At 37.0% G+C, this 20,856-nt stretch carries 21 protein-coding genes and 1 pseudogene; 18 read left to right on the forward strand and 4 right to left on the reverse strand.

All coding sequences use genetic code 11. The annotated features are described in order from the left end of the window. Positions 1 to 42: 42 nt before the first annotated feature. Positions 43 to 1,227 (reverse strand): NADH-dependent flavin oxidoreductase, encoded by a 1,185-nt coding sequence (locus F1560_RS21450; RefSeq protein WP_149476644.1) that lies wholly within the window; start codon positions 1,225 to 1,227, stop codon positions 43 to 45. A 240-nt stretch (positions 1,228 to 1,467) separates the two neighbouring features. Between F1560_RS21450 and F1560_RS21455 the strand changes: the two genes are divergently transcribed. From F1560_RS21455 to F1560_RS21480, 6 genes are all read left to right on the forward strand, one after another. Next, complete coding sequence (locus F1560_RS21455) at positions 1,468 to 1,800, forward strand: glycine cleavage system H family protein (RefSeq protein WP_149476645.1); 333 nt, start codon at positions 1,468 to 1,470, stop codon at positions 1,798 to 1,800. An 85-nt stretch (positions 1,801 to 1,885) separates the two neighbouring features. Further along, complete coding sequence (locus F1560_RS21460) at positions 1,886 to 2,680, forward strand: protein-ADP-ribose hydrolase (RefSeq protein ID WP_149476646.1); 795 nt, start codon at positions 1,886 to 1,888, stop codon at positions 2,678 to 2,680. 9 nt (positions 2,681 to 2,689) lie between these two features. Beyond that, positions 2,690 to 3,568 (forward strand): SIR2 family NAD-dependent protein deacylase, encoded by an 879-nt coding sequence (locus F1560_RS21465; RefSeq protein ID WP_149476647.1) that lies wholly within the window; start codon positions 2,690 to 2,692, stop codon positions 3,566 to 3,568. Positions 3,569 to 3,584: 16 nt separating this feature from the next. Then, complete coding sequence (lplA, locus tag F1560_RS21470; RefSeq protein WP_149476648.1) at positions 3,585 to 4,616, forward strand: lipoate--protein ligase; 1,032 nt, start codon at positions 3,585 to 3,587, stop codon at positions 4,614 to 4,616. 30 nt (positions 4,617 to 4,646) lie between these two features. Then, entirely contained in the window at positions 4,647 to 5,654 is a 1,008-nt protein-coding gene (locus F1560_RS21475; protein ID WP_149476649.1) for an LLM class flavin-dependent oxidoreductase, read from the forward strand. A gap of 450 nt (positions 5,655 to 6,104) precedes the next feature. Beyond that, a complete protein-coding gene (locus F1560_RS21480; RefSeq protein ID WP_149476650.1) occupies positions 6,105 to 7,076 on the forward strand; it encodes a GGDEF domain-containing protein in 972 nt (323 codons plus the stop codon). A 178-nt stretch (positions 7,077 to 7,254) separates the two neighbouring features. On the opposite strand, the gene F1560_RS21485 is transcribed toward F1560_RS21480, so the two are convergent. Beyond that, a complete protein-coding gene (locus F1560_RS21485; RefSeq protein ID WP_245347821.1) occupies positions 7,255 to 7,974 on the reverse strand; it encodes an EAL domain-containing protein in 720 nt (239 codons plus the stop codon). Between the two features lie 274 nt (positions 7,975 to 8,248). On the opposite strand from F1560_RS21485, the gene F1560_RS21490 reads away from it, so the two are divergent. From F1560_RS21490 to F1560_RS21515, 7 genes and pseudogenes are all read left to right on the forward strand, one after another. Beyond that, the gene (locus tag F1560_RS21490) at positions 8,249 to 8,635 is read left to right on the forward strand and encodes a GNAT family N-acetyltransferase (RefSeq protein WP_245347823.1); all 387 of its coding nucleotides are present in this window, start codon (positions 8,249 to 8,251) and stop codon (positions 8,633 to 8,635) included. A 308-nt stretch (positions 8,636 to 8,943) separates the two neighbouring features. Beyond that, positions 8,944 to 9,276, forward strand: a pseudogene (locus F1560_RS22695) (ArsR/SmtB family transcription factor); the annotation flags it as partial. Beyond that, positions 9,277 to 9,690: an SRPBCC family protein gene (locus F1560_RS22530; protein WP_245347822.1), complete on the forward strand. Its 414-nt coding sequence runs from the start codon at positions 9,277 to 9,279 to the stop codon at positions 9,688 to 9,690. Between the two features lie 140 nt (positions 9,691 to 9,830). Then, positions 9,831 to 10,538 (forward strand): FAD-dependent oxidoreductase, encoded by a 708-nt coding sequence (locus F1560_RS21500; RefSeq protein ID WP_149476653.1) that lies wholly within the window; start codon positions 9,831 to 9,833, stop codon positions 10,536 to 10,538. A 270-nt stretch (positions 10,539 to 10,808) separates the two neighbouring features. Beyond that, on the forward strand, positions 10,809 to 11,279 hold the full coding sequence (yiaA, locus tag F1560_RS21505) for an inner membrane protein YiaA (RefSeq protein ID WP_149476654.1): 471 nt from the start codon (positions 10,809 to 10,811) through the stop codon (positions 11,277 to 11,279). 310 nt (positions 11,280 to 11,589) lie between these two features. Further along, positions 11,590 to 12,150: a sugar O-acetyltransferase gene (locus F1560_RS21510; protein WP_149476655.1), complete on the forward strand. Its 561-nt coding sequence runs from the start codon at positions 11,590 to 11,592 to the stop codon at positions 12,148 to 12,150. 231 nt (positions 12,151 to 12,381) lie between these two features. Beyond that, positions 12,382 to 13,359 carry an NAD(P)H-dependent flavin oxidoreductase gene (locus F1560_RS21515; protein ID WP_149476656.1) on the forward strand — a complete coding sequence of 326 codons (978 nt, stop codon included), beginning with the start codon at positions 12,382 to 12,384 and terminating at the stop codon, positions 13,357 to 13,359. A gap of 116 nt (positions 13,360 to 13,475) precedes the next feature. Here the strand turns inward: F1560_RS21515 and norA are convergent, their stop codons facing one another. Then, a complete protein-coding gene (norA, locus tag F1560_RS21520; RefSeq protein WP_149476657.1) occupies positions 13,476 to 14,651 on the reverse strand; it encodes a multidrug efflux MFS transporter NorA in 1,176 nt (391 codons plus the stop codon). A gap of 277 nt (positions 14,652 to 14,928) precedes the next feature. Here norA and F1560_RS21525 point away from each other — a divergent pair, with 277 nt between their 5' ends. The 4 genes from F1560_RS21525 (at position 14,929) to phnE (F1560_RS21540) (ending at position 18,472) form a co-directional block, all read left to right on the forward strand. After that, entirely contained in the window at positions 14,929 to 15,999 is a 1,071-nt protein-coding gene (locus tag F1560_RS21525; protein WP_149476658.1) for a phosphate/phosphite/phosphonate ABC transporter substrate-binding protein, read from the forward strand. Between the two features lie 83 nt (positions 16,000 to 16,082). Next, positions 16,083 to 16,868 carry a phosphonate ABC transporter ATP-binding protein gene (phnC, locus tag F1560_RS21530; RefSeq protein ID WP_149476659.1) on the forward strand — a complete coding sequence of 262 codons (786 nt, stop codon included), beginning with the start codon at positions 16,083 to 16,085 and terminating at the stop codon, positions 16,866 to 16,868. Beyond that, on the forward strand, positions 16,843 to 17,658 hold the full coding sequence (gene phnE, locus F1560_RS21535; RefSeq protein WP_149476660.1) for a phosphonate ABC transporter, permease protein PhnE: 816 nt from the start codon (positions 16,843 to 16,845) through the stop codon (positions 17,656 to 17,658). The genes phnC and phnE (F1560_RS21535) overlap by 26 nt, the downstream gene beginning before the upstream one ends. Positions 17,659 to 17,668: 10 nt before the next feature. Beyond that, on the forward strand, positions 17,669 to 18,472 hold the full coding sequence (phnE, locus tag F1560_RS21540) for a phosphonate ABC transporter, permease protein PhnE (protein WP_149476661.1): 804 nt from the start codon (positions 17,669 to 17,671) through the stop codon (positions 18,470 to 18,472). Positions 18,473 to 18,611: 139 nt separating this feature from the next. On the opposite strand, the gene F1560_RS21545 is transcribed toward phnE (F1560_RS21540), so the two are convergent. After that, entirely contained in the window at positions 18,612 to 20,069 is a 1,458-nt protein-coding gene (locus F1560_RS21545) for a catalase (RefSeq protein WP_187773798.1), read from the reverse strand. 584 nt (positions 20,070 to 20,653) lie between these two features. Between F1560_RS21545 and F1560_RS22820 the strand changes: the two genes are divergently transcribed. Beyond that, positions 20,654 to 20,839 (forward strand): DUF1801 domain-containing protein, encoded by a 186-nt coding sequence (locus tag F1560_RS22820; protein ID WP_425466050.1) that lies wholly within the window; start codon positions 20,654 to 20,656, stop codon positions 20,837 to 20,839. The last annotated feature ends 17 nt before the right edge of the window (positions 20,840 to 20,856 follow it).

Raw genomic sequence — 20,856 nt, forward strand, 5'->3', positions numbered from 1 at the left:
AAAGGCTTGGTAAACCTTAGATGCACGTATAATTATTTAGCACTATTTATATAATTTACGTAGTTCATGACGGGCTTCTTCTGAAAGTGATCCACCGATATCCATTAATTCAACAATGTCTTTAAAAGCTCTTTCGGGAATCGCTAAATCGGCTAGCTCTTCTTTAGAAAAACCTAAGTTAATCTCATCTTCCCGGCCATCTTTTAACTTGATAACAAAATCAGGTTCGGTAACAAAAGGTGTAGACATACCAACCACATCAGAAAATTGGAAGGCTTCTAGTGCCTTTTCTGGTGAGTTGATGCCACCAGTGGCCATAACTGGAACACGACCAGCGATATGTTCGTACACAACTTGATTCATGAATTCACCTTTAAATTTACCTTGGCGAATTGTTTGTTTATAAATGTTCCTGCCCCAACTTGCAGTAGCTAAATATTGGATGTTTGCTACTTCCATGATTCGATCCATGAAATAAAGGAAGTCTTCTACACTGTAGCCAATTTCATTACCGCGCGTTTCTTCTGGTGTACCCCTAAACCCGAGAATAAAGTCAGCTGGTGCTTCTTCATCAATCACTTTCTGAACAGCCTTCATCACTTCGATACCAAAACGTGAACGATTCTCAATGTTTTGGACACCGTATTCATCATCACGCTGGTTAGAATAAGTGGAAAAGAACGTTTGAATTAGTAAACGCTGAGCACTTGAAATTTCAACTCCATCAAAACCGGCTTTAATCGCACGACGGGTTGCGTCAGCATATTGGGTAATAACATGCTCGATTTTGCGTTTGGACATTGGTAAGACGGTATGTTCAACAGGGCTCTTCAAGTTCATTTTACTTGGCCCATAAACGACACCAAAATCTTTAAGCGATATTTTGGAGAAACGACCGGCATGAGTTAATTGAATAATTGCCTTAGAGCCGTCTTTTTTCATCGCTTGAGCAAGTTGTTTAAGTCCTTCGATGCTACGATCATCAACGATACTAAAGCCATACTCAAACAATTGTCCATACTCTTCGATATAAGCTGCCCCTGTAATTTGTAGGGGAGCGGAACAAGCACGTCGTTCCGCATAAGCTAAATCTTCCCCAGTAACATAACCCTCAATAGTTGAAGAATTCGTAATCATCGGGGATAGGACAAAGCGATTATCTAATTCCATACCATTTGGTAGAACGATTGTCTCAAATAAAGGTCTGTATTGTTTTGTTGTCATCATTTGTATATTACCTAATTCCCTTCATCGCGCTATGATTGCTGTTAAATTAAAGCTATCAGCTATGCCAAGTAGTGTCAAATTAATACAGTTTTTCCACCTGTACCAATAGATTTGTTCCATAAAATAATTAGCTATTCTAATTATTTCCACTAGAATAAGCCACTCTGTTTGAGGTCTTGCTAATACATGATATACTTATGTTTATTCTGATAAAATTTAAAAAAGAAAGAAGGAATACGAATGAAAAAACGAGGGAATTTCTTATTTATAGAAAAAAATGATGACGTGTATACGTTAAGTATGACACCAGAATTGCAAGATGATATTGGTACAGTTGGATTTGTAGAATACATGCATGGAGATACACTTAACGTGGATGATAGCATTTTAAACATAGAAGCTTCAAAGACGGTTATTGATGTGGCTTCTCCATTAGCAGGCAAAATTGTTGAACGCAATGAAGCAGCAATAAACGAACCAATCCTTCTAAGCTCTGCCAAAACGGAGGAAAACTGGGTAGTAAAACTAACAGACGTGGATGAAGAAGCATTTAACCAATTAGAAGAAGCTTAATGAATACATGCTATGGAGCTATTCAGATATTCTGTTCAGAATAATAGGTCTATTGTATGTAAGTATATTTCGCAAGGAGTAGCATATGGATCAAGAAGCTAGATTGGATTATCTAATTGATTATTTATGGAGTGAGAACCCAAATGCTCTTGAACAAATGGTGCAGAGTAAAGCGGGTAGCGTAGAAGAAAAAATAGCGTTGTTTCGGGGGCTGTGTAATATCCGACAGCCCGAACCGATCTCAGAGCAATTTGTTAAGGTTCAAGATGCTTTCTTAACACAGTGGAATAACGAACGACATCTAACCTCATTGCATGATTTAGAAGCTGTTCAGCAGCAACTCTATTTATGGCAAGGTGATATTACGAGTCTAGCAGTTGATGCGATTGTTAATGCAGCTAATAGTGAGTTTCTGGGTTGCATGCAAGCAAATCATCATTGTATCGATAATATTATTCATACCCGTGCAGGGGTAAAATTGCGGCTAGATTGTGATGAACTAATAAAAGCACAAGGTCGCAAAGAGCCTGTTGGGAAGGCTAAAATTACTAAGGCATATAATTTACCGTCAGAATATATCATTCATACCGTTGGGCCATTTATCGACCAACGTGGTACTTCACCTTTGAGAGAACAATTACTGGCCTCGTCTTATAAATCTTGTCTAGCATTAGCGGATCAATATCAATTAGACAGCCTTGCTTTTTGCTGCATTTCGACAGGGGAATTTAATTTCCCTAATCAACGTGCAGCTGAAATTGCAATTCAAACAGTAAAAGAATATATGAGAAATACCGATTCGAAGCTTCAGGTCATCTTTAATGTGTTTAAAGATGAGGATTTACAAATCTATCAGTCATTATTAGCGAGGAAAGAATAGGGGATGGCTATGCAACAACTTAATCATTGGCAAACGTTAACAATGGGATCATCATTGACACAAGATAAAGTTTTAAATCAACTAATAGATGAAGCGGAGGCAATTGTCATTGGGATTGGTGCGGGAATGTCGGCAGCGACTGGTTTTACATATGTAGGCAAAAGATTTACGGACGCTTTTCCCGATTTTATTGCGAAGTATCGCTTTTTGGACATGTTACAAGCAAGTTTATTTGATTTCGAAGATGAACAAGAATATTGGGCTTTTCAAAGTCGCTTCAGTTTGTTGAATTTCTTTGATCAACCAGTAGGGCAAGCATATGTTGATTTGCGACGTATGATGACGGATAAAAATTATCATGTTATTACGACGAATGCCGATAATGCGTTTTATGCAGCGGAGTTCGATATGGATAAAGTGTTTCGCATTCAAGGAGAATACGGATTGTGGCAATGTTCGGAGCACTGTCACCAACAGACGTACCATGATGAAGCTTTAATTCGTCAAATGGTTCGGGAACAATCAGATATGAAGATACCTGCAAATTTAGTTCCGCGTTGTCCGAAATGTGGAGCTAGTTTGGAAGTTAACAAACGTAACGAAGAAAAGGGAATGGTCGAAGATGGTCATTTTCATGAACAGAAAGAACGTTATGAACAATTTTTAAAAGAAAATAAAGATAAGAAAGTGCTATTTTTAGAAATTGGTGTGGGACATACAACCCCACAATTTATTAAACATCCTTTCCAACAAATGACGGAAGGGAATGAGAAGGCGTTGTTTGTGACGATGAATCAAAAAGATTATTTCATACCACATGCAATTCGTCCACAAACAGTGCGAATTGATGAAGATATTGCTGAAGTATTACATACAATTAGCAAGTGAATAATGGAGGTTGCAAATGTATTTAATCGAATCGAAACGTAATGGAGAATGGATTTATGATCCAGGAATGGCAATGGCTTTACAAGAATATGTGAAAGACCATATATTCTTAGATGATGATGTTTTGTTTCCATACATGATGCAACCAGCTGTTCAAATTGGGAAATTCCAGAATGCATACGAAGAAGTCAATCAGCCTTATATGGACGCACATGATATTAAAATCATTCGCCGGGAAACAGGCGGCGGTGCGATTTACCTCGATGATCGAAATATGAGTTTTTGTTTCTTATTCGATGGTAGTACGGACATTCATGGAAACTATGCACGTTTGTATGAACCGGTTGTCAAAGCACTTGAGAATTTAGGTGTAGATCAGTTAGAACAAAAAGGCCGTAATGATTTAGTTTTAGATGGCAAGAAAGTTTCTGGTGCGGCGATGACCTTACAGAATGGTCGCATTTACGCTGGGTATTCGTTGCTATTAGATCCCAATTATGAAGCAATGGTGTCCGTATTGAATCCAAACCAAAAGAAAATTAAATCACATGGGATTCAGTCCGTCCGTAGTCGAGTAGGGTCAATCCGTCCTCATCTAGCACCAGAATACCGAGAAATGACGGTCTGGGAGTTTACTGATTATATAATTTGCCAATTACTTGAAATTAATGATGTTAGTGAAGCGAAGCGTTATGAATTAACACCAGAAGATTGGGCGGGTGTCGATAAAATCGCCGCTGATAAATACAATAATTGGGACTGGAACTATGGTCGCTTTCAACAGTTCGAATATCGTTTAACAGAACGTTTTCCAATTGGAACGATTAGTGTCGGTTTAACGATTGAGCATGCCAAAATTACTGCCATTCAGATTTCGGGTGACTTTTTCGGAACAAAAAATATAAAAGATGTGGAAGAAGTATTAGTCGGGGTGCGGTTAAGGAAAGAAGACTTACTTAACGCGTTAGACTCGCTGGAATTAGCTAATTATTTCGGAAATCTTACGAAAGAAGAATTCGTTAGCTTTATCTTAAGTGAAAAAGCATAAGCGCCTTGATACGTAGAAAGAAGGGTAAGATTGGTTAAATTAGGGATTTTAGATTACGCTCAAATTGATGAAGGAAGCAATGCCCAAAAAGCTTTGCAGAATACGATTGAGCTAGCTCAATTAGCAGAATTATTAGGTTATGAACGGTTTTGGATGGCAGAGCATCATAACGTTCCTGCTTTTGCTAGTAGTTCACCGGAACTAATCATGATGCGTTTAGCAGATGCGACTGAACGGATTCGTATTGGTTCAGGCGGCGTGATGATACCACATTATAGTCCTTATAAAGTAGCTGAAAATTTTAGGGTTCTCGAAGCGTTTCATCCTGGTCGAATTGATTTGGGAATAGGGAATACGATAGGAACGTCTCTTGTGAATCGGACGTTAAATGAGAATAAAAAGAGTAAACTAAATTATGAGCAGAGTATTGTTGATTTAACCAAGTATTTAAGCGATCAAGTGGATGAAAACCATCGTTTTTCAGGGATTGTTGCTAGCCCTGTTATCTCAACCGTTCCCGAGATGTGGGTGCTGTCAACTAGTATCAGAAATGCTAAAATGGCCGCTAAATTAGGGATTGGCTATACATTTGGATTATTCCCTCTTGCGGGCATCGATAAATTTCATATTGGTATCGAGGCAGCGGAGACGTATCGTAATGAATTTCAACCCTCATCTTTCATGCGAGAACCTAAAGTGTCCATCGCCCCGTTTGTTGTCGTTGCTGAAACGAATGAGCAAGCGGAAGAATACGCAAAAGCCTTAGATTTGTGGTTACTTGGCACGGATAATTTTGGCCATTTGACAGAATTTCCATCGGTTGAAACAGCTCATAAATATCCGTACACGGAAGATGAAAAAGAAATCATTCAAGCGAATCGAATCCGGATGGTAGTAGGGGACATTGAAAGTGTCACAGATCAATTAAATACGTTGATTAGTCAATTTAAGGCGGATGAAGTCCTGTTAGTACCATTTATGTCAGGGGTGGAAGCCCGTAAAAAAGCAATTGAGTTATTGGCTAGGGCGTTTAAATAGTTCGGTATGCTAAGGGCAAGTTAATGCCTTTTGTAGCTGTTGAGTGATATAAGTTTTTTGCACTTTTCGATTAGATAATTGTATATTCCAGCACAACATATTTAAGAGCCTGTTTTGATCAGTTTTTTTAAAACAGGCTCTAGTTTTTTTTCCATGAATGACTTCTTGAACTCCAATTTGATCAAAATCTATACATGTATTTTCTTCTATTTCATAACAATCTAATAAATCTCCGATAACAAATAGAAGTACTTACCATTACCTGGTCCTTTAACCCTGGGTATTTTTTCACAAAAAATCATGTTATTTACACTAAATTTACTATTTTTTAGTAAAATAATTGTACAATAAAAGAAGAGTGAAATATATTAGAATATTTTATTGCTGCTAATTAGTGGAGCGAATTAAAAACGCACTGAATTGAAGTGTAGAATACAGAGGGGACTTTATATGCATGTTGTTATTGGAGATATTGCAAGAGAAACGATACCGGTATTACCAACTACAAATTGCGAAAATGTTTATGCCTTTTTTAATGAGCAACCTTCCACGGAGGGAATAGTTGTTGCGGTTGATAGGCAACCTGTTGGATTAATAATGAGAGATACATTCTTTCAAAAATTATCCACTAAATATGGATTTGACCTTTTTATGCAACGACCAATTGAATTAATGATGGATAAAACAATGTTAGTTGTTGATTATTTTACTCCACTAACTAAAGTTAGTACGCTCGCCATGAAACGAGAGCAAGAAAGACTCTATGACTATGTTATTGTGCAGAAACAGGAAAAGTTGTATGGAGTTGTAAGTATACGTGAATTGATAATGAAGCTGTCCGAAGTCCAAATTAACATTGCGAAATATTCCAATCCATTAAGTGGACTGCCCGGAAACCATATTATAGACAATACGTTAGAAAAAGTATTGCATTACGAAAGCTATACGGTGCTTTATCTGGATCTCGACCATTTTAAAGCATTCAATGATGTTTATGGATTCAAAGCAGGGGATAAACTTTTGGTTGAGACGGCGGATATCATTCAACAAACAATCGGTACTAAACCAAATTATTTCGTTGGCCATATAGGTGGGGATGACTTTATTGCAGTGATTCCTCATTATCAGCATGAGGACATTTGCAAAAAGATTATTAGCCGCTTCGAACAGGCAATTGTCAGCTTCTATAGTAAAGAAGATATTGAACATGGATATGTCAAAACAATCAACCGAAAAGGTGCCATGGAAAATGTTCCATTGGTAAGTATCTCGATTGCGGTCGTTCAAAATAAACATACATACTTTTCTACGCCAAACGCGCTAAGTAAAGAAGCAGCAGAGATAAAACGGATTTGTAAAGCTAGTGAAGGAAGTATCTACCTAAGCAAGGAAGATAAAAATGCAGGGGAATTAAATGTATAAAAAAATGAGCGATATTTAAAAATCGCTCATTTTTTATGTTTGTTATAGTAGCTTTAACTCGGTATTGGTACGGCACCTTTACGTAATGTTCCAACTGGTTTTCCAATCGCATAGCCCTGTCCCATATCGACACCCATTTCTCGCAAATAGGTGTACTCAGAAAAAGTCTCGATTCCTTCTAGATTACTTTTGTTGCTGATTTATTTGCAAAATCAAGAATAAGCTCTACTAAATGTTGCTTTTCTGGTATTTTTTCGATGTTTCGAATTAATGATTTATCAATTTTTATAAACTCTGGATTTAAGTAAAGAAGTGTTTGTAAACTATTATAACCACTCCCAGCATCATCTACAGCAATCCGAAATCCCTGTTCCCTGTAATGCTCCACTAACTTCACAAATTGAGAATAATTGATTCCAGCCTTCTTTTCCGTCAATTCAAGAACAACTTGCTTAGGAGAAATGTTATGTTTAGCTAATAAATTCATTGTAGTTCCCGCTTGATAGTTTGGGTCTGCTAGAACTTGAGGGTGTATATTTAGGAATACAAAGCAATCTTCACCTTCATCTAATTGTTTAACCTGCTCATGATATCTTTTCAATGCTAAATTTCGTATAAAGCTTTCAACCATAAAAACATGTTTGCTTTCACCAACATAGTCATAAAAAGCATCCGTAGTAGGAAAGCTCTTCGTAAATTCTGGTCGATTCAAGATTTCATAACCAATCGTATCGCCACTATTTAATGATAGAATCGGCTGGAAAAAAGTCTGCATTCTGCTTTTACGGATAACATTTAATAATTCTTCATTCTTATTAAACTCTTGATAAAGTAATTTACGATTTGTATTTAAAAATCGAATAAAATGAATCGATTTATGAACTAAATTTGTTTTCATATGTCCACCTTTGAGTTGATTAAAATTATCAATTTAAATTCTATCGGTGAATTATTAAAATTGATAATTAGTTGTGTAAATTTATTGTAAAACCTGTGAAAGATTTTGTGGTGGAATAATATAATAATATTCAGATAACTAAAGATGTAGATTGTGCATATAATTTATTGAAGTTGGTTAAATAATTATACTAAAACTAAGGAGTATCGTAGTGAGCCAAAACAACATTAAAATAACCCCATATCATCCTAAATATGCTGAACAAACAGTGAATATGTGGCGTGCCAGTAAGGAACAGGCCATTGGTCAGAATGAGATTCATAGCTTTGAAAGTCAAATTGATTTTTTAAACAATATATTACCTAAGGAGTTTGACATAGATCTAGCGATAATTGATAAAAAGGTAGTTGGAATGATTGCCTATAATGAAAGTGAAGTAAGCCAGCTGTATATCCATATAGAATATCAGAGGATGGGTATCGGAAAAATCTTACTGGAAAAAGCAAAAGAACAATCAAGAGGTAGGTTAACTTTATATACATTTGAGGTAAACGAAAAGGCACAACGCTTTTACGAGAAACACGGATTTAAAATTATCGGTAGAGGACATGAAAATGAAAAAAATTTACCTGATATTCAGTATGAATGGATATTCGAATAACGAATATCATTGGATGGAGTTGGATAATATATATAATATTATCCAACTCGAACGATTTTTGACTGCTATTCAATCCGTTATACTAAATAAAAAATATAACATCAGACTGGATCCAGAAAAGATTCAGTCTTTTTCTTTTTAGTTTAATTAAGCAGGGATCATCATGTTAAAAGGGAGTTTATGGTTGAATCCAATTAATCTTGGCTAAAATTTTTATAAGGGGATACTTGACATGACACAAAATGGTGTCGTATTATAAATGCAAATAGGACACCTTATAGTGTCCTTTTAAAATGTAAGATCAGGGGATGGTGATATTGAGCGAAAAGGGAGTGGAAAGAGATGTTTATGATGCTATTTCCGATCACACCCGAAGGAAGCTGCTTCGTCTATTAGCGGATGCGGTAGAATTACCGCTTTATGAATTAACTGTCCCTTTCGAAATGGGTCGTACGGCAGTTTCAAAGCATTTGGCAATCCTAAAAGAGGCTGGACTTGTGACCAGCAGAAAGGTTGGCAGGGAAACGAGGTATCGGTTGAATGCCGCCCCTTTGAAGGAGATTCACGACTGGGTATCTTTTTATGAAGATTTCTGGAAGGAAAGAATGTTTAAATTAAATCTTTTATTGGAGGAACAAAAAATGAAAGCAGATGTATCATTAGATTTTAAATATACAAGTTCAATTGAAGAAGTGTGGAAGGCATTAACAGATTCGGAAATGCTTGCAAAATGGATATGGGAAAATGACTTTAAGCCAGTAGTTGGACATAAATTCCAATTTCGAGCGGAGCCAAATAAATGGTGGAACGGAATTGTAGATTGCGAAGTGCTTGAAGTGGAAGAGCCCCATAAATTATCTTATACGTGGGCAAGCCAAGGTGAGAACACTACTGTTACATGGACGTTGAAGGAAGGTTCAGATGGAACTACTCACTTGCACTTCGATCAAGTTGGATTCAGTGAAGAAACAAAAGCCACCAAAGGAGCTATCGAGGGGGCAATATACAGTTGGACGAAAATGGGTGAACAGCTTGGTAAAGTGTTGGATCAATAAGCATTATTGTCTTTCTCCTTGCCTCATACAGAATTTTTAAACCGGGGGCCAGTGAAACAGCCCCGAACTATTATAGGCTATCAATTGCCCAATTACTAACATGTGTATGGGTAGCTAATTTTAAAAAGGGAGATAAGAAAATGAGTTTCTTCAAAGATATGATAGCGGTGTTTAAGAAAAGAGAATTATCGTTTTTAGAAAGCTATAAAGAATCAGAAGGTGTATATACCTTTCTATTTGAAAAACCGGATGATTTCACCTGGAAAGCAGGGCAACACGGTCTGTTTAGTATCACGCATAAGAAAATAAAAAATGCTACACGACCATTTACAGTGGCGTCTGCTCCTGCAGAAAATGTTGTTAGACTATCCATGCGGATTAATGATAATCCAAGTGATTTTAAACAGGCAATGTTAGAACTCAACCAAGGAATGAAGGTTAGTATGAGCGGACCTGTAGGACCATTTTATTTGGAAAATAAAAGTCCTACCATCCTCATTGCAGGTGGGATTGGCATTACCCCATTTCGATCAATCCTAAAACAAATAGAAGCGGAAGGAAATCTCCATGAGAACCCAATACACCTGCTTTATTTAGATAGCGATAAATCTTACATTTTTAAAGATGAGCTTGATGAAATTGCTAACAATCCTGCCATACATGTAACTTACCTTGATGCAAGGGATGACTTGCATCAGGAGATAGATACGTTTAGCGACTTATATAAGAACGACGGTAAATACTTTATTGCAGGACCAAAATCCATGGTGGAGTCTATTTCAAGCCATTTAAGAAATATGGATGTTCCCAAACGCAATATCAAAAAAGATGCGTTTTTTGGATATTAGTTACAAATAGTACGAGCCTGCACTTAATAGTATCCATACAAAAATCTAATCAGAAAAAGTTTAACAAAAATCCTGTTTGTGCAGGATTTTTGTTTTTTAGCATTCAGTTATTGAAGCTGTTTTAGTACATCGTGAAAAAGGTTTGATTATTATACAGGACTCTTTTATAAATTTAACTTCTATTTGTAGGAATATTAAGTATAATAAGTGTAGAAAAGCGCGCTGCTGAACCGGATACTTATAATTAGCAATAAGAACGGGGGGAGTCTAATGTCTAATGAGCATGAGAGGTTAGTGGATAAGGAAAGAGAAGATGATCCAAAGGTAAAGTTAGAAAGAAAAGAGGGAGAACCAACCGCAGCTTTCAAAGGAGCTTCTTGGGGAGCTTTATTGATCGGTGTTGCAGCTTATCTAATCGGTCTGTTTAACGCAGCAATGGAACTGAATGAAAAAGGCTATTATTTTGCAGTTTTAGTATTCGGGCTTTATTCTGCGGTATCTTTACAAAAAGCAGTACGGGATAAAGAAGAAGGAATCCCAGTTACGAACATTTATTTTGGTATCAGTTGGATTGCACTTATTATATCGATTTTACTGATTGGCATCGGTTTATACAATGCGGGAAGTATTGTTTTAAGTGAAAAAGGATTTTATGGGATGGCATTTGTGCTTAGTATATTCGCTGCGGTAACCGTTCAGAAAAATATTCGAGATACACAGCGAGCGAGAGAAAGAGATTAAGCTTTCTTGTTTTGTAGCGAGCCATGAAGCTATTAGATATGGAATAACATGAATAAAAAATTAAAACTAAATATAATGCCATTTAGAAAGAATCCATGATTCAATGTGGGTTCTTTTTGCTTATTAAATATGTTAAATTTACAGATGTTGATGGTAAGGTGAATATAAGGCATAGATTTTAACGATAATTTAAAAAGGAATATGAACAAGAAACGGTATAATGTAGAGGCTGACTTCTTTGTATAAGCAAGGAACAGGAAGGACATTTAGATTTTTGAAATTCATTAGAGTTGAAAGTAGGTCATTTAAAATGAAAACAGAAAAAGAAAAAATGATATCTGGAGAAATGTATAACCCAGCTGACCCAGAATTAGTGCAGGATCGCACGGAAGCAAGGCGTAAGGTTAGGATATATAACCAAACGTTAGAAACAGAGGGAGAAAAACGAACAAACATATTAAAGGAATTACTCGGATCGACTGGAGAAAACATATATATAGAGCCAACTATACGATTTGATTATGGCTATAATACACACGTAGGTGACAATTTTTACGCAAACTTTGACTGTACGTTTTTAGATATTTGTGAAGTACGTTTTGGAGATAATTGTATGCTTGGTCCTAGAGTACAAATCTATACAGCGACACATCCGCTTCATCCAATAGAACGAAACTCTGGAATAGAAAGCGGAAAGCCGATTACGATTGGCAACAATGTATGGATTGGAGGAAGTGCAATCATAAATCCAGGAGTAACGGTAGGAGATAATGTTGTGATTGGGTCTGGTGCAGTAGTTACGAAAGATATACCTGATAATGTAGTAGTTGGGGGTAATCCTGCTAGAATCATTAAACAAATTGAAGTATAAAGTATCTTTTATTTCAAAACAAGTTAACGCTCTTTACGTTTAAAACAATCGGTACAATTCCGTTCACAAAGAATTGTACCTTTATTTAGAAAGTGGCCATTAAATTAAATTCGAACTAGCTATATTTGCATCAAACCCCATTCGAAAATAACTATATGTATAAATTAGTACCAAGTAATAGTAACAAGTGTTAATATAATTGTAAACACTAATGAGGAAGGTGAAAAGGCAATGAAAACTCGTATAACAGAGATGTTTGGAATTCAATATCCGATCATACAAGGTGGACTGGCTTATTTAGGTTATGCGGAATTAGCTGCTGCTGTTTCAAATGCAGGAGGATTGGGACAGATCACAGCAGCAACTTTACGTACACCTAAAAACCTTCGTAATGAAATTCATAAAGTACGTAAGCTTACAAACAAGCCGTTTGGTGTAAACTTTGCCATCGCAAGGTATAACGGGGAGTATGAGGAATTATTAGAAGTGGCAATTGAAGAAAAGGTGCCAGTAATCTCCATTACCGGTGGAAACCCACAACCAGTTTTAGAACGACTCAAAGGTGAGAATATCAAGACGTTCGTTCTTGTTTCAGGAGTTAGACACGCGCAAAAAGCGGAGCAACTTGGAGCGGATGCTCTTATTGCTGTAGGACAAGAAGGCGGAGGCCATTTAGGACGTGATGATATTGGTACAATGGTGCTCATTCCTCGTATCGTAGATCATGTATCCATTCCTGTATTAGCGGCAGGCGGAATAGGGGATGGCAGAGGCTTATTAGCAGCTTTTTCTCTTGGTGCAGAAGGAATTGTAATGGGGACTCGTTTTATTGCTACCAAAGAATGCGTCCATGCACATAACGAATACAAAGATGCGCTCGTTCAAGCACAAGAGACAGATACAGTTATTATTAAAAAATCATTAGGTGCACCAGGTCGAGTTCTTCAATCAGATTATGCGCTAGATATTATCGAACATGAACACCAAGGAGCAACGTACGAAGATCTGAAGGACATGATCAGTGGCAAAACCAATTGTAGATATATCTATGATGGACATGAAGAAGAAGGTTTTGGATGGGCTGGACAGGTAATTGGCCTTATCAACAATGTACCAACAGTGCAGGAGCTATTTGATGAGATGATTTTAACCGCTGAAAATGGATTGAGCCGTATTGGGAATATTGTTGGAGAACAGGTTCGTAGTTAATAGATACCTGTATTTAATTAACTATTTCAGCCATCCATCTCCGCCTAGTATGTTGAGGTGGGAGATGGATGGCTGTTTTTTAAAAGTAATTAATAATGTTGAATGGAAGGTGATATTCAAATCCCCTTCAAATGTGGATCCTTCCAGAACATCGTCATACCAAGACCCAGTATAATCACAACGACACTGAAGTAAAATGGATAATTTATATCGATATCAAACAGCATGCCTCCCAGTATTGGGCCAAATACATTGGCAAGCGAGGTGAAGAAAGAGTTCATACCACCAACAAACCCCTGATCATTACCAGCAATCCGTGATAAATACGTTGTTACAGCTGGACGAATGAGATCAAATCCGATGAATACCGTAAATGTCACCGCCATAACTGCCCAGTAGCTGTTTACGAGTGTCATCGCAAATACAATAATCGTTGAAAATAGTAATGACCAACGGATAATATTAATTTCTCCCATATATCTTGTTAATGGATCAAATAATAAAATCTGAAAAAATGCACCGATAATTGCCCCACCTGTAATGGCAATGGCTATGTCCGACGGGCTAAATGCGAATTTATGATCGACATATAAGCTGAATAAAGAATCAAATGCAGCTAAGCCAAATGAGGATATGAAAATCACGATAAAGGCAATGAAGAACATTGGTTTCAACATTTTCTTTAAGCTATTCTTTCCAGCTGCTGGCGATTCATCCAGCGTTTCTTCTGCTTTAGAATTAGGCTCGCGCAGTGTAAAAATGGATAAAATCGCAACGACAAAAGCAAATGCAGCCGCTGAATAAAATGGGACCCGTGTACCGATTTCTGCTAAGAAACCACCGATACCAGGTCCGATAATAAATCCGGTGTTAATCGCTGCGGACATATAGCCAAGTGCTTTTGGACGTTTCTCTATTGTAGTAACGTCTGCAATAAATGCCGTCACGGCTGGCATGATAAAAGCACCACTGACACCGCCTAAAATACGTGATACAAATAAAACTTCTATTGTTTTTCCCATTCCGAATAATAGTTCGGAAAAGCTGAAAATAAATAAGCCGATCACGATCATAATTTTACGACCAAATTTGTCGGCAGCTTTTCCCGCGAATGGAGAAAAAATTAATTGTGTTAAGGCAAATGCTGCTGTTAAATATCCAACAACTGTACCACTAATATTTAATTCATTCATTATCGTTGGCAATACTGGTATGACTAAGCTGATTCCTAAAAAGACAAAAAATATATTCATAAGTAATATGGCTAATGTCATTTCTTTTCTCTTCTTCATTTGTGTGTCTCCTACATTCTTTTTCCTAAGCAATATTAGAATTCTACTCTTTTTCCATCGTACTTGCAATCTTTATTTTTTTGGTAGTTTAGTTCTTATAAATTCCCAACACTTAACAAAAAATGAGGTGTGAAATTTGGCAGTAATATAGACTTTTTTACCTCTAGATAATAAATTTTTACTCTATGATTTTATAGGAATAAGTTAACAATTAATTTACAGTCAATTAATATAATTCTGTTAAACTGACCCTATTAAACTATAGGAGGATCGTTACATGAAAAAGGTTATTTTATTTGCTGTAGCATTACTATTATCGGTAGTCTTAGTGGCTTGTGGAGATGAGCCTGCAGAAAGTGATGCTTCAACTGAAGATGCTAATTCTAGTGATGCAACACAAAATGAGGCAATTGAGAGATTATCCATTGGATTTGTGCCTTCTCGTGAGCCGGAGGAAATTATTACTGCTACAGAGCCGTTAAAGGAATTGTTAAAAGAAGAACTATCAGGTTTAGGATATGATGTTAATGATATTGAGATCAATGTAGGAACGAATTATGAAGCAGTGGGAGAAGCGTTATCAGCAGGAACAACGGATATCGGTTTTATTCCGGGTGGTACATATGTTTTATATGATGACGGAGCAGAAGTCCTTTTAACTTCTACACGAGCAGGTTTAAGTAATGATTCTGATGATCCTGCCGATTGGAATACAAATGAACCAACGGAGCCAACGGATGAACAGACTACCTCTTATCGTGCATTATTAATTGCTGGTCCTACAGAAATAGGGAAGGCTTTAGCGGAGAAAGTGAATAATGGTGAGGAGCTGACATTTGAAGATGTCGATAATGCTACTTGGAATGTTATGTCTTCATCTTCTCCAGCAGGTTACATTTACCCTGCATTATGGTTACAAGAAAACTTTGATAAGACAATTACGGACTTATCGAAAGTAGTACCAGCTGATTCATACGGTAGTGCATTTGCTCGTTTAGCTACAGGGCAAACAGATGTATTAGTTACGTATGCAGATGCTCGTCGTGATTTTGAAGAGACGTGGACAACGGAATACGGTCGTGACGCTGATATTTGGGAAGAAACGGATGTCATTGGCGTTATGCCAGCAATCTATAATGATACGATTAGTGTCAGCAAAAATTCTGAAACAATGAATGATGAATTGAAAGCAGCATTACAAACAGCATTTATTAATATCGGAGAATCAGAAGAGGGAAAAGAAGTCATTGCAATCTACAGTCATGAAGGGTATCAAGAAGCAACAGATGCAGACTATGATAATGAACGTAAAGCCCAAGAAATTGTACAGCAAGTAGGCTCAAACTAAATCAATAGAAATCTAATAGAATGATAGGAAAAATGAGAACGTTATTCCATGTTCTCATTTTTTTCTAGGATTGGAGTATCAACATGATTGCATTTAAAAACGTTAACAAACAATATCCCAATGGTTTATTGGCGTTAAAGGATATTGATCTCCAGATTAAACAAGGAGAATATGTAGCCATTATTGGGCTTTCAGGCGCGGGAAAATCCACGTTATTACGTTGTATTAATCGTATGCATGATATATCGAACGGGTCTTTATCGGTAGACAATGTTGAAATCAGCACATTAAACGGAAGGGGGATACGTCAATTACGTCGCAATATTGGGATGATTTTTCAGTCTTTTAACTTGGTCACTCGTATCTCGGTTATGAAAAATGTGCTCGTCTCCTTTGTCCCTGAAATGCCTCTGTGGAGAAAGATACTAGGTGTCTTTACAGAAAAAGAGAAAAAACAAGCTTTAATGGCACTTGATCAGGTTGGTATTTTAGATAAAGCATACGTAAGGGTTGATCAATTGTCAGGCGGGCAGCAACAGCGCGTAGCTCTCGCTCGTACACTTGCTCAAAACCCCAAAATTATTTTAGCAGATGAGCCTGTGGCATCACTTGATCCAGTGACTGCGAATCAAGTAATGGGAGACTTCAGGCGAATCAATCAAGAGCTTCAAATGACCGTAATCATGAATATTCACCATGTCGAATTAGCACTGGAATATGCGAATCGAATTATTGGCATACGTGCTGGGGAAATTGTCTATGACGGGCGTTCAGAAGATGTAACAGATGAGATTTTAGAACAGATTTATAAAGGATCGGTTGATAAAGGGGAGGATATAGCCCATGTACGCGAAGTTGTTACCAACTAAGAAATTAACACTTCCAAATGGAAAAGTCGTGGTGGAAAAACGACCGATGACACCTCTTATCATTGTGCTTTTACTTGGATTTTCCTATTGGTCTATTCAAATTACGGGGTTCGATCTCGAAATGTTAATCACTCGAATCGGTCAGTTCCTTGTCATTATACAAGAAATGCTTTCACCAACATGGGTTTATATTCCACACATTTGGAAGCCTTTATTAGACACCATTAAAATGTCACTACTTGGATCACTTTTAGGTGCCATTTCTGCATTGCCGTTAGCAATGCTTGCGGCAAGTAATATTACGAGGTCAACATGGGTTTCATCCACAACAAAATTTGTTCTAAGCTTATTGCGAACACTCCCAACATTGATTGTCGCTCTTATTGCTACTTATATTTTTGGTTTAGGAACGATGGCAGGAACAGTTGCTATTTACTTATTTACAATCGCGTATGTTGGCAAATTACTGTATGAACAAATAGAGAATGTCAATATGGATGCATATGAAGCGATGCATTCGATGGGATTAACAACAATCCAATCGTTTCGGTATGCTATCTTTCCGCAAATACTACCTAATTACTTTTCTACATCTTTATTTTGTTTTGAGGGTAACGTACGTTATGCGGCAATTTTAGGGTATGTTGGGGCAGGAGGTATTGGACTACTACTAGATGAAAGTCTTGGCTGGCGAAACTACTCAAATGTCGGCATGATTTTACTGATGTTAGTAGTTGTTGTCTATCTGATTGAATCGATTAGTGAGCATTACCGAAAGAAATTAAAGTAGGAGATTACATATGAATCATATCGATAAACAGTATTATCTAGAGCCGAATCGTCGCCTTTCACAATTAATAACAGGGTTGATCTTGGTCGTCCTTTTTGGTTGGTCGTTGTCTGCCATTCAATTTGATCAATTAACAGCAAATGGACTAACAATAGCAAAAAATATTCTATTAGGTCTCGTTCAACCGGATGTAGAATTGCTATTTAATTTTACGAATGGTGTACCTTATTTACTAATTGAAACAATAGCAATTGCTTTCTTGGGTACGATCGTAGGAGCGGTTCTGGCAATTCCGCTTGCCTTTTTATCTGCTTCAAATATTGTACCGAAGCCAGTTGCGATCATCATCCGTTTATTGCTTGTTTTTATAAGAACGATTCCTGCCATTGTGTATGGACTAATGTTTATCCGGGTAACGGGACCAGGTCCGTTTGCCGGCGTATTAACAATGTCACTGACAAGTATAGGAATGCTAGCAAAATTGTATGTAGATGTTATAGAAGATTTAGATACGTCCATTCTAGAATCGATGGAATCGCTTGGATGTTCAGTTATGGAAAAAATCCGATTTGGGATACTGCCACAGCTTTCAGCTTTATTTCTATCCATCATCATTTACCGCTTTGATATGAATCTACGTGATGCAGCTGTTCTTGGGTTAGTAGGAGCAGGTGGGATTGGTGCTCCACTTATTTTTGCGATGAATTCTTATCGCTGGTCTGAGGTTGGTTCGATTTTGATCGGGCTTGTTGTGCTGATTTTGATTGTTGAATATGTATCTAATAAAATACGGACAAAGTTAGTACGGGGGTGAAATACTAATTGCACGGTTTCAAGTAGAAAAAAATGTGTATGTTGTTTATAAGATTTTGGATAGGGGTTTTTATACGTTCTCTAAACAAGAATAATACAAGAGACTACCTCATAATCGTGAGGATAGTCTCTTGTATTTGTTATACCGTAGTAGTGTCTGCTATTTCATCCACAGGAATGCCAAGTGCTGTGGCTACACCTTCACCATAAGCTGGATCTGCTTGATAGCAATTATGGATATGTCTTAATTGAATTTCTTTTGTGGTTCCTTGCATATTTCTTGCTGTGTTTTCAAATAGTCTTTGTTGCTCTTCAGTAGTCATTAAACGGAATAGCTTACCAGGCTGTTCATAGTAGTTATCATCATCTTCGCGGAAGTTATGATAATCAGCGTTACCGAATATATCTAGTGCTGGTTCTTGATGTTCCTTGCTGTCTTCCCATTCGCCATAGCTATTCGGACTATATGTGACTTGATTTCCATGAGGGATGACTCTCATGGCACCATCACGGTGATATGGGTTGAAATTCTTCGCGTTCTTCGGATAGTTGACAGGGATTTGCCAGTGGTTTACACCTAAACGATAGCGTTGTGCATCTCCATATGAGAATAAGCGGCCTTGTAACATTCTATCTGGTGAGAAACCAATACCAGGAACAATGTTAGTTGGAGCAAATGCAGCCTGCTCAACTTCTTCAAAGTAATTCTCTGGGTTACGATTTAATTCAACCTCACCAACTTCAATTAGTGGGAAATCCTCTTTATACCAAACTTTTGTAATATCAAATGGGTTATCTTTCATGGTTCTCGCATATTCTTCTGTCATTACTTGGATATATAAGGTCCATTTTGGATTATCGCCGCGTTCAATCGCTTCAAATAAATCTCGTTGATGGCTCTCGCGGTCGCGTCCAACTAATGCTTCAGCTTCTTGGTCAGTTAGGTTCTTAACTCCTTGTTGTGTTTTAAAGTGGAATTTGACCCAAAATCGTTCATTATTTGCATTGAAAAAGCTATACGTATGACTTCCGAACATATGCATGTTTCGATAGCTTGCAGGAATACCACGATCACTCATCGTAATGGTTACTTGGTGTAGTGCCTCTGGTAAACTTGTCCAAAAATCCCAGTTTGCTTGTGCGCTATGCATATTTGTTTTAGGATCACGTTTTACGACATGGTTTAAATCTGGGAATCGTTTCGGATCTCTCATGAAGAATACAGGAGTATTATTCCCAACAAGGTCCCAGTTACCTTCCTCTGTATAGAACTTCATAGATGTTCCACGAATATCACGTTCTGCATCAGCAGCTCCACGTTCACCAGCAACGGTAGAGAAGCGGACAAACATATCTGTTTTCTTTCCTACTTCTGAGAAGATGTTTGCTTTTGTATATTTCGTAATATCATTCGTAACGGTAAATGTTCCGTAAGCACCAGAACCTTTCGCATGCATACGGCGCTCTGGGATAACTTCACGATCAAAGTGAGCTAGTTTTTCTAGGAACCAGTAATCTTCCATTAATAGCGGACCACGAGGGCCGGCTGTCTTAGAATCTGAATCATTTGGTACAGGATTACCAAATGCAGTTGTCATTCTCTTCTTGTTTTCATTTGTATTCCCCAATATAATAACCTCCAAAATATAATTGTTTTTAATTTATATTAATTATAATTTATTTCTATGAATGTTATTTTATATAAACAAATAAAATAAGTCAAGAACGGAAGTTCTTATTTTTGAAATGTTTTTTCTCATTTAATTTTTATAATTGATAATTATAAACTTTGATGAATTGCCGGAAAGTTGTGATATTATAGTGGGGTAAATAGCGAAGTATTTCTAAGTAGTCATTGGTTTTGTAACTGAATGAACATGGATTAGGTAAGGATCATTTAAGTGTAAACATATTCGCTTGTAAAACATACATCATAGTAAATATTTCTAAATCAAATAACTGATTAGAGGTGAGAGAATAATGACCGCTATTATCGGTAAAAAGATTGCGGAGACTTTGTCACTCGAAGATAAAATATCATTTTTCCTCGGAAGCTCGAGTAATTCCGTACTTGAATACTGGTTCATATCAAATATACTTAAAATTAAGTGCTTCTTCCCCGAAAAAAGTTGGGCTAAAAGTTGATCAAATGATTGATCAATTGTCACCTGACATTCAAAAGATGACAATCGCTTCGCGAGAAATTATTTTTAATACCTCGCCTATTCTTACTGAAGAGTGGAAATGGTCAATGCCTAGTTACTCATATAGTAGACTTGTGTCAAAAGCATGGACTACTAAATATTTCACTCACTCTAATATTGTGAGTCTCCATTTCACAAAAGCATGTGCGCTATTTCAGCATTGAAATCTAATATCCAACAT

This window comes from Oceanobacillus polygoni, assembly GCF_008304605.1.
In the GTDB taxonomy this organism is placed as follows: Bacteria; Bacillota; Bacilli; order Bacillales; family Amphibacillaceae; genus Oceanobacillus; species Oceanobacillus polygoni.

What these genes read in the sequence shown, in the direction of transcription:
- F1560_RS21465 (WP_149476647.1), top strand. Translation starts at nt 2,690, where the DNA reads ATGCAACAACTTAATCATTGGCAAACGTTAACAATGGGATCATCATTG.
- F1560_RS21460 (WP_149476646.1), top strand. Translation starts at nt 1,886, where the DNA reads ATGGATCAAGAAGCTAGATTGGATTATCTAATTGATTATTTATGGAGT.
- phnC (WP_149476659.1), top strand. Translation starts at nt 16,083, where the DNA reads ATGATTGCATTTAAAAACGTTAACAAACAATATCCCAATGGTTTATTG.
- phnE (WP_149476661.1), top strand. Translation starts at nt 17,669, where the DNA reads ATGAATCATATCGATAAACAGTATTATCTAGAGCCGAATCGTCGCCTT.
- F1560_RS21480 (WP_149476650.1), top strand. Translation starts at nt 6,105, where the DNA reads ATGCATGTTGTTATTGGAGATATTGCAAGAGAAACGATACCGGTATTA.
- F1560_RS21500 (WP_149476653.1), top strand. Translation starts at nt 9,831, where the DNA reads ATGAGTTTCTTCAAAGATATGATAGCGGTGTTTAAGAAAAGAGAATTA.
- norA (WP_149476657.1), bottom strand. Translation starts at nt 14,651, where the DNA reads ATGAAGAAGAGAAAAGAAATGACATTAGCCATATTACTTATGAATATA.
- lplA (WP_149476648.1), top strand. Translation starts at nt 3,585, where the DNA reads ATGTATTTAATCGAATCGAAACGTAATGGAGAATGGATTTATGATCCA.
- F1560_RS21450 (WP_149476644.1), bottom strand. Translation starts at nt 1,227, where the DNA reads ATGATGACAACAAAACAATACAGACCTTTATTTGAGACAATCGTTCTA.
- F1560_RS21455 (WP_149476645.1), top strand. Translation starts at nt 1,468, where the DNA reads ATGAAAAAACGAGGGAATTTCTTATTTATAGAAAAAAATGATGACGTG.
- F1560_RS21485 (WP_245347821.1), bottom strand. Translation starts at nt 7,974, where the DNA reads ATGAAAACAAATTTAGTTCATAAATCGATTCATTTTATTCGATTTTTA.
- F1560_RS21515 (WP_149476656.1), top strand. Translation starts at nt 12,382, where the DNA reads ATGAAAACTCGTATAACAGAGATGTTTGGAATTCAATATCCGATCATA.
- F1560_RS21545 (WP_187773798.1), bottom strand. Translation starts at nt 20,069, where the DNA reads ATGACAACTGCATTTGGTAATCCTGTACCAAATGATTCAGATTCTAAG.
- F1560_RS21525 (WP_149476658.1), top strand. Translation starts at nt 14,929, where the DNA reads ATGAAAAAGGTTATTTTATTTGCTGTAGCATTACTATTATCGGTAGTC.
- F1560_RS21490 (WP_245347823.1), top strand. Translation starts at nt 8,249, where the DNA reads ATGTGGCGTGCCAGTAAGGAACAGGCCATTGGTCAGAATGAGATTCAT.
- F1560_RS21510 (WP_149476655.1), top strand. Translation starts at nt 11,590, where the DNA reads ATGAAAACAGAAAAAGAAAAAATGATATCTGGAGAAATGTATAACCCA.
- phnE (WP_149476660.1), top strand. Translation starts at nt 16,843, where the DNA reads ATGTACGCGAAGTTGTTACCAACTAAGAAATTAACACTTCCAAATGGA.
- F1560_RS22820 (WP_425466050.1), top strand. Translation starts at nt 20,654, where the DNA reads ATGACAATCGCTTCGCGAGAAATTATTTTTAATACCTCGCCTATTCTT.
- yiaA (WP_149476654.1), top strand. Translation starts at nt 10,809, where the DNA reads ATGTCTAATGAGCATGAGAGGTTAGTGGATAAGGAAAGAGAAGATGAT.
- F1560_RS22530 (WP_245347822.1), top strand. Translation starts at nt 9,277, where the DNA reads ATGAAAGCAGATGTATCATTAGATTTTAAATATACAAGTTCAATTGAA.